Origin of the sequence: Actinomadura bangladeshensis (assembly GCF_004348335.1) — a bacterium.
Classification (GTDB): Bacteria; Actinomycetota; Actinomycetes; order Streptosporangiales; family Streptosporangiaceae; genus Spirillospora; species Spirillospora bangladeshensis.
Map to the genome: position 1 here is coordinate 1 of NZ_SMJW01000334.1, position 7,478 is coordinate 7,478.

Annotated in this window: 5 protein-coding genes; 1 reads left to right on the plus strand and 4 read right to left on the minus strand. The window is 71.2% G+C overall.

The features are described 5' to 3' along the window. Positions 1-187 precede the first annotated feature (187 nt). Positions 188-1,477, plus strand: a complete 1,290-nt coding sequence (locus tag E1284_RS36645) for an adenosylmethionine--8-amino-7-oxononanoate transaminase (RefSeq protein WP_131944737.1) — start codon at positions 188-190, stop codon at positions 1,475-1,477. Between the two features lie 139 nt (positions 1,478-1,616). Here the strand turns inward: E1284_RS36645 and E1284_RS36650 are convergent, their stop codons facing one another. The 4 genes from E1284_RS36650 to E1284_RS36665 form a co-directional block, all read right to left on the minus strand. After that, a complete protein-coding gene (locus tag E1284_RS36650) occupies positions 1,617-2,903 on the minus strand; it encodes an MFS transporter (RefSeq protein WP_131944738.1) in 1,287 nt (428 codons plus the stop codon). A 19-nt stretch (positions 2,904-2,922) separates the two neighbouring features. After that, positions 2,923-4,701, minus strand: a complete 1,779-nt coding sequence (locus E1284_RS36655) for an ABC transporter substrate-binding protein (RefSeq protein ID WP_243714970.1) — start codon at positions 4,699-4,701, stop codon at positions 2,923-2,925. A 200-nt stretch (positions 4,702-4,901) separates the two neighbouring features. Further along, positions 4,902-5,981, minus strand: coding sequence for an inositol-3-phosphate synthase (locus E1284_RS36660; protein WP_131944739.1), 1,080 nt, complete (start codon positions 5,979-5,981; stop codon positions 4,902-4,904). 66 nt (positions 5,982-6,047) lie between these two features. Continuing rightward, complete coding sequence (locus E1284_RS36665) at positions 6,048-6,671, minus strand: PadR family transcriptional regulator (protein ID WP_131944740.1); 624 nt, start codon at positions 6,669-6,671, stop codon at positions 6,048-6,050. Between the last annotated feature and the right edge of the window lie 807 nt (positions 6,672-7,478).

Genomic DNA, 7,478 nt, shown 5'->3' on the forward strand with positions numbered 1-7,478 from the left:
CCGCCCCCACCACCCCCTCCGCGACCGCCGAGAACGGCACGAACGAAGGCGGCGCGGCCGAGCCCGGCGCAGCCGAGAGCGGCAGCAACGAGGGCCCGGCCGAGTCCGGCGCGGCCGAGGGCGGCAGGAGCGACGGTGGCGTGGGAGCCGGCGGGGGTGCGGCGTGATTCCGTTGCAGCTCGGGCGGATGAGTCCGCGGGAGGCCGAGCGGATGCTGGCCTTCGACCGGGAGCACATCTGGCATCCGTACGCGCCGATGCCCGCGTCCGCGCCGACGCTGCCGGTCGTGTCGGCGAGCGGTGTGCGGCTGACGCTCGCGGACGGCAGTGAGCTGATCGACGGGATGTCGTCGTGGTGGGCGGCCGTCCACGGGTACAACCACCCGAAACTGAACGCGGCCGTCACCGGGCAGCTCGGCAAGATGGCGCACGTGATGTTCGGCGGGCTCACGCATCCGCCGGCGGTGCGGCTCGCCGAGCGCCTCGTCGAGATCACGCCGGAGCCGCTGACGAAGGTGTTCTTCGCCGACTCCGGATCCGTGGCGGTCGAGGTCGCGATCAAGATGGCGCTGCAGTTCTGGCGGTCGCAGGGGCGGCCCGAGCGGCACCGGCTGCTCACCGTCCGGGGCGGGTACCACGGCGACACGTTCGGCGACATGGCGGTCTGCGACCCGGTGAACGGGATGCACCACCTGTTCGCCGACGTCCTCGCGAAGCACGTGTTCGCGCCGCCGCCCCCGCTCGGGTACGCCGCCGACCCCGATGACTCCTACCTGGACGAGCTGTCCCGGCTCGCCGCCGAGCACGCGGGCGAGCTGGCCGGGATCATCGTCGAGCCGATCGTCCAGGGCGCCGGCGGGATGCGCTTCTACGCCCCCGAGTACCTGGCCGCGCTCCGCGAGATCGCCGACGAGCACGGCATCCTGCTGATCCTGGACGAGATCGCCACCGGGTTCGGCCGGACGGGCGAGCTGTGGGGCTGCGACCACGCCGAGGTCACGCCCGACATCATGTGCCTCGGCAAGGCCCTGACCGGCGGATACATGACGATGGCCGCCACCATGTGCACCGACCGCGTCGCAGAGGGCATCTCCTCCGGCGAGGCGGGCGTCCTGATGCACGGCCCCACGTACATGGCGAACCCGCTGGCCGCCGCCGTGGCGTCCGCGTCGATCGACCTGCTGCTGTCCCGCGACTGGCGGGACGAGGTCGACACCATCGAGGCGATCCTCACCAGCGAACTCGACGGTGCCGCCGAGTTCCCGGGGGTGGCGGACGTCCGCGTCCTCGGCGCGATCGGCGTCATCGAGGCGCGGGAGCCGGTGGACGTGGCGTCCGTGCAGGAGATCGCCATGGCGCACGGCGTCTGGCTGCGCCCGTTCGGCAAGCTCGTCTACACGATGCCACCGTACGTCTGCACGGAGGACGAGGTCCTCCACATCGCCGCCGCCCTCCACGCCATCGCCGAGGCCCTCTGACGCCCGCGCCCCGGGCGCCCTCGACGTCCGGCGCCCGCCATCCGGTCCGGCGCACTGCCGGCGGCGTCCTGCGATCGGCGGCTGCCCTGCCAGTCCGGTGGGTGCCCGGCGACCGGGCGGTGCCCGGTGCGGTGGCGGGTCAGCGGAGGGCCGGGGCGGGGCGGCGGATGCGGGATGCGGCGGTGCGGTAGGCGACCGCGCCGGCGGCGTAGGCGGCGACCACCGCCAGCAGGGTCGGGACGGCGTGGCCGTCCGCCGGGAGCCAGGTCGCGGCGGCCGCCGCCGCGGCGGCGAACGTCGCGTTGAACAGCATGTCGTAGACGGCGAACACCCGCCCCCGGTAGCCGTCGTCGATGATCTCCTGCAGCGTCGTGTCGACGCACAGCTTCACGCCCTGCGACACGACGCCCAGCAGGAAGGCGCCGGCCGCCCAGGGGCGCTCCGCGAACGGCGTTCCGAACAGCAGCAGGCTCAGCGCCGCCGCGGCGAGCAGCCACGCCGTCCACGCCTGCTTGCTGATCCGCCGCACCACCGCCGGGGTGATCAGCGCCGCCGCGAAGTACCCGGCGCCGGACACCCCGAGCATGAGCGCGAACTTCTCCAGCCCCCGGTCGGGGTCGTCCGCGAAGTGGTTGCGGCACAGCAGCAGCGTCATGATCAGGACGACGCCGTACAGGAACCGGTGGAACGAGATCGCGCCGAGCGCCAGCGCCGCCTGCGGCCGCCGGGCGAGATGCCGCGCCCCGTCCGCGAGGCCGGACACGACGCCGCCCAGCGTGTCGCGGACGCGTGACATGTCGGGCACGTCCGGCCCCAGCAGCGCTTTCGGCAGCGTCGTCGCGACCAGGCCGGCCAGCACGTACAGGGACGCCGCCGCCACGAGGATCAGCGCCGTCCCCTCGTGCCCGGAGCCGAAGAGCAGGCGCAGCAGGTAGCCGGCGCCGCCGCCCGCGAACGCGATGATCGTCCCGGACGTGACCGTGAACGCGTTCGCCGTCACCAGCTGGTCGCGCCGCACGACATGCGGGAGCGCCGCCGACAGCGCCGCGAGGAAGAACCGGTTGACGCCCAGCACGACGAGGACGCCGAGGAAGAAGACCGCGCCGTCCTGGCCGGCGGCCACGAGCCCCGCGACGACAAGGACGAGCAGCGCCCGCAGGACCGGCGTCCACACGAGGATCTGCCGGCGCCGCCACCGGTCGATGAACACCCCGGCGAACGGGCCGAGCACCGAGTACGGCAGCAGTGTCACCGCGAACGCCGCCGCGGCCTTGCCGGCCGTCGTCTGCCGCTCGGGGGAGAAGAACACATGGCCGGCGAGCGCGACCTGGAACACGCCGTCGCTGAACTGCGAGGCGAGCCGCGTGCCGTACAGCCGCCGGAAATCCCGCCCGCGCAGGATCTCCCGCACCTGTCCAGCCTTCACGCGATCACCTTATGCGTCGTCAGTCGCCGCTCAGCCACAGCCGCGTGTAGTCGTAGCCCGCGGTGGTCGGCAGGTAGACGGCGCCGTGGACGCGGGACGAGTGGAAGAGCGTCTGCGCGCGGTCGAGGAGCGGCACGATCGCCGCGTCCTCCATGATCTTCTGGTCGGCCTGCTGCCAGTAGCCGGCCGCGCGCTCGGCGTCCGGCGCGGTGAGTGCCGCATCGATCAGTGCGTTGACCTGCGGGTTGTCGTAGCCGCCGTAGTTGGTGGAGTTCTGCCCGTAGGTGCGGCCGTCGAACAGCGGCTGGATGATCGAGCGGCCGTTGTTGCCGTACCAGTCGGGCACCCAGCCGGGCGCGGCGATGTCCCACTCGCCGGCGCGGGCGCGGGCGGGCGTGCCGAGGGTGCCGGCGTAGAAGGAGCCGCCCGAGTCGGCCACGAGCTCGGTCTCGACGCCGCAGGCGTCCAGGTTCTCCGCGATGGACTGGGCGATGAGCTTGTGGACGCTGTTCGTCCGGTACGGGAACTTCAGCGTGAGCTTCGGCCGCCCCGCCTGCCCGAGCAGCTCGCGGCATTTGGCCGGGTCGCCCGACTCGCCGGGCGTCGGGTAGAGGTCGGTCGCCGAGTATCCGGAGTTCCCCGGCGGGATCACCGTGTGCAGCGGCCGCGCCACCGACGGCCCGCCGACGATCTTGATGAGCGCGCTGCGGTCGATCGCGTACTCCAGCGCCTGCCGGACCTCCCGCCTGCCGAGCGCGCCGCCGTTGTTCGGGCTGCGCGTGTTGAACACCAGGTACGGGCTGTTGTTCGGCGTCTCCCGGATCGCGAACCGGGGATCGTCGCGCAGCCGGGGGATCGCCGACGTCGGGACGGGCTGGTCCCACGCGAGGTCGGCGGTGCCCTGCTCGATCTGCTGCTGGACGGCCTCGGGAGAGTCCTGCCCGAGGGTGATCCGGATCTTCGCGACGTGCGCCTCGCGGAGCGGGTCGCCGCCCGCCCGCCAGGCCGGGTTGCGGGAGAGCAGGTACGACAGCCCCGGGCGGTACTCGGTGATCTGGTAGGGGCCGTCGGAGATCGTGTGGCGGCGGAGTTCCGCGCCGTCCGGGACGTAGGCGTCGTACTCCTTCGGCGCGGCGGCGGTGTACGGCAGCGTCAGCAGGTTCAGGAAGTCGCTGGCGGGGCGGCGCAGCTTGAACACGAGCGTCCGGTCGTCCTTGGCGCGGACGCCCTCGATCTCGTGGCCGCGCTGGTAGGCGGTCATGGCCGCGGGGTCCTTGCCGTCGACGTCGCCGTAGCCGCGGCAGAACTCGTCCATCCCCTTCAGGGTGGAGATGAAGTAGCCCTTGCCGGCGGACGGCGCCGCCGGGTTGCACAGCCGCTCGAAGCCGCGGACGAAGTCCTGCGCGGTGACCGGCCGCGGCGGTTTCGTGTTCCACTGGACGCCCTCGCGCAGCCGCACCGTGTAGGTGCGCCGGTCCTTGCCGACGCCGCCGTTCTCGCGGGTCGGGATCCGCTCCGCCACGTCCGGCCGGACGGGGACCGTCTCCTGGAAGTCGTTGGACGCCCGCGTCCCGAACAGCGTCCGCGCGAACGTGCGCGTCAGACCGTACGCCCCGACGCTCGCCACCGCCGTCGGGTCGAGGTGCTCCACATCGGACGACCCGATGATCCGCAGCGTCCCGCCGTCGCGGCCCTCGCCCGACGCGGACGCGTCGTCACCTCCCCCCGCGCATCCCGCGAGGCCCACCATCAGCCCCGTCAGCCCCACCGTCACCTTGAACATCTGGCGTGCCGTCACGTTCCCACCTCGAACTCCGAACCTGGCGCGCGGTCACCGGCAGTGTCACAGTAGGGCCGCAGAGTGACAAAGGGCCGGTACATCACCGTTTTCTCTCTAGAAGTAAGGACGCCCTGACAGTGGAAGTCCACTGTCAGGGCGTCCCTTGGAGACTTTGTGATCAGACTCTCAGCGAGCCCGGATCGAGCACCGGACGGGGGTCAGCGCTCGACCTCGCCGCGGATGAACTTCTCCACGGCCTCGTGCGCCTGGTCGTCGGTGTACTGCTCCGGGGGCGACTTCATGAAGTAGGAGGACGCCGACAGGATCGGGCCGCCGATGCCGCGGTCCTTGGCGATCTTCGCGGCGCGCACCGCGTCGATGATGACGCCGGCGGAGTTCGGGGAGTCCCAGACCTCGAGCTTGTACTCCAGGTTGAGGGGGGTGTCGCCGAAGGACTTGCCCTCCAGCCGGACGTAGGCCCACTTGCGGTCGTCCAGCCACGGCACGTGGTCGGACGGGCCGATGTGCACGTCGGCCTTCGCCATCTCGTGCGGGATCTGCGAGGTGACCGACTGCGTCTTGGAGATCTTCTTCGACTGGAGGCGCTTGCGCTCCAGCATGTTCATGAAGTCCATGTTGCCGCCGAAGTTGAGCTGGTACGTGCGCAGCAGCTCGACACCGCGGTCCTCGAAGAGGCGGGCCATGACGCGGTGCGTGATGGTCGCGCCGACCTGCGACTTGATGTCGTCGCCGACGATCGGGACGCCCGCGTCGGTGAACTTCTGGGCCCACTCGGGGTCGCTCGCGATGAACACCGGCAGCGCGTTCACGAACGCGACCTTGGCGTCGATCGCGCACTGGGCGTAGAAGCGGTCGGCCTCCTCCGAGCCCACCGGCAGGTACGACACCAGGACGTCGACCTCGGCGTCCTTCAGCACCTGCACGACGTCCACCGGCTCGGCGTCGGACTCCTCGACCATGTCGAGGTAGTACTGGCCGAGGCCGTCGAAGGTGTGGCCGCGCTGGACGGTCACGCCGGTCGGCGGGACGTCGGCGAACTTGATCGTGTTGTTCTCGCTGGCGTGGATGGCCTCGGACAGGTCCATCCCGACCTTCTTGGCGTCCACGTCGAACGCCGCGACGAACTCCACGTCGCCCACGTGGTACTCACCGAACTGCACGTGCATCAGGCCGGGGACTCGCGTGTCGAGGGCCGCGTCCTTGTAGAACTCGACACCTTGGACGAGTGAAGAGGCGCAGTTGCCCACACCCACGATGGCTACGCGCACCGAACCCATCCGGTTGCTCCTTCTCTCTTGCGGAACATGTGGTTTCACCCGCCCCCGAGGGCGCCGGGTCGCCGCTCAGCGGCCCTCGTCCCGAGGCATGTCCTGGTCAATTCGCTTAGCTGACAGTGCTTGCTGTTCCTGCTCGGCCCGCTCGCGCCCGATGAGCTCGTTGAGCCACCTGACCTCGCGCTCGACCGACTCCAGCCCGTGGTTCTGCAGCTCCAGGGTGTAGGAGTCGACCCGTTCGCGGGTCCGCGCCAATGCGGCCCGGACGCTCTCCAGCCGCTCCTCCAGCCGGCTTCGCCGGCCTTCGAGGATGCGCAGCCGGACGTCGGCGCGGGTGTGCGAGAAGAAGGCGAAGTGCACGCCGAACCCCTCGTCCTCCCACGCCGCCGGTCCGGCCTCGGTCAGGAGCCGCTGGAGGCGCTCCTTGCCGTCGGCGGTGAGCTTGTAAACGATCTTCGACCGGCGGCTCTGCAGGGCCAGGGGCGTGTTCTCCTCGGCCGAACGGTCTTCGACGATCATGCCGTCCGCGAGAAGCTGCTTCAGGCACGGATAGAGGGAGCCGTAGGAGAACGCCCGGAACATGCCCAGCAGGGCGTTGAGCCGCTTGCGCAGCTCGTAGCCGTGCATCGGGGCCTCGTGCAGCAGGCCGAGCACGGCGAGCTCCAGCACGCCCGCGCCCTTCCTGGCCGCCATCCGGTCCCCTCTTCCGCAGAAGCCGATGTCTCGATCTGATGTATCGAGTGAATGTATCGACTCGATACATCGACAAGATACGTACGGCGTCCCGTCATGGCAAGTGGACCGTCCAAACCCGGAAACTCCGCGCGATCGAGCCGTGGCCGGGCGCCGCTTCGTACAGGACGGTGTGACCCCATCCAGCCGCGCCGGCGGCCCGCGCGAAGACGATCTTCAGCCGCACGGGCGGGACGACCGCCGAGGTCGGACGCCGAATGCGGAGAATTCAGGGTGTATATGGCCGAAGTGTGCCAAAGTTGCGGCTGATACCACCCGGCCATGTCGAGCGTCCTCGGCCACGGGGCGCGGCGCCCCGGACGGCGGACGAACAAGGAGGAGCAACCCGGCCGTTTCCATCGGCGGGGGCGTTGACCGGCCCGGATGGTGCTTCGCGGTGCACGCGCTCCCCCCGCTCACCAGCCCGCACAGTACTCTTCGGACGGCGCACGAGTCGCAACAAGGGCCGGAGGGCCGCCCCAGGGCCCCTGGCAACCACCGTTGTCCCCTGTTGATGAGGTCGCGTGAGTAATCCAAGCCAGCCCCGACCGGAACCCGGGTCGCACGGGCCGGGCGGGCAGCAGAACCCCCGTCCCGGCGACTCCGCACGCCCGGACGCCTCCGGCCTGCCCGGCGAGTCACAGAACTCTGGCGCCCAGGGGACACCGGACGCCGGTTTCATGGGGGGCCACGCGGTCCCGAGCGGCCCCGCCGCCCCACTGGGCGGCGCCGCACCGACGGCACCGACTCCCGCGATCCCCTCGGCCC

Bases quoted from the DNA above. Each gene is read 5' to 3' on its own strand.
- E1284_RS36645 (WP_131944737.1), top strand. From the start codon at position 188: ATGAGTCCGCGGGAGGCCGAGCGGATGCTGGCCTTCGACCGGGAGCAC.
- E1284_RS36660 (WP_131944739.1), bottom strand. From the start codon at position 5,981: ATGGGTTCGGTGCGCGTAGCCATCGTGGGTGTGGGCAACTGCGCCTCT.
- E1284_RS36665 (WP_131944740.1), bottom strand. From the start codon at position 6,671: ATGGCGGCCAGGAAGGGCGCGGGCGTGCTGGAGCTCGCCGTGCTCGGC.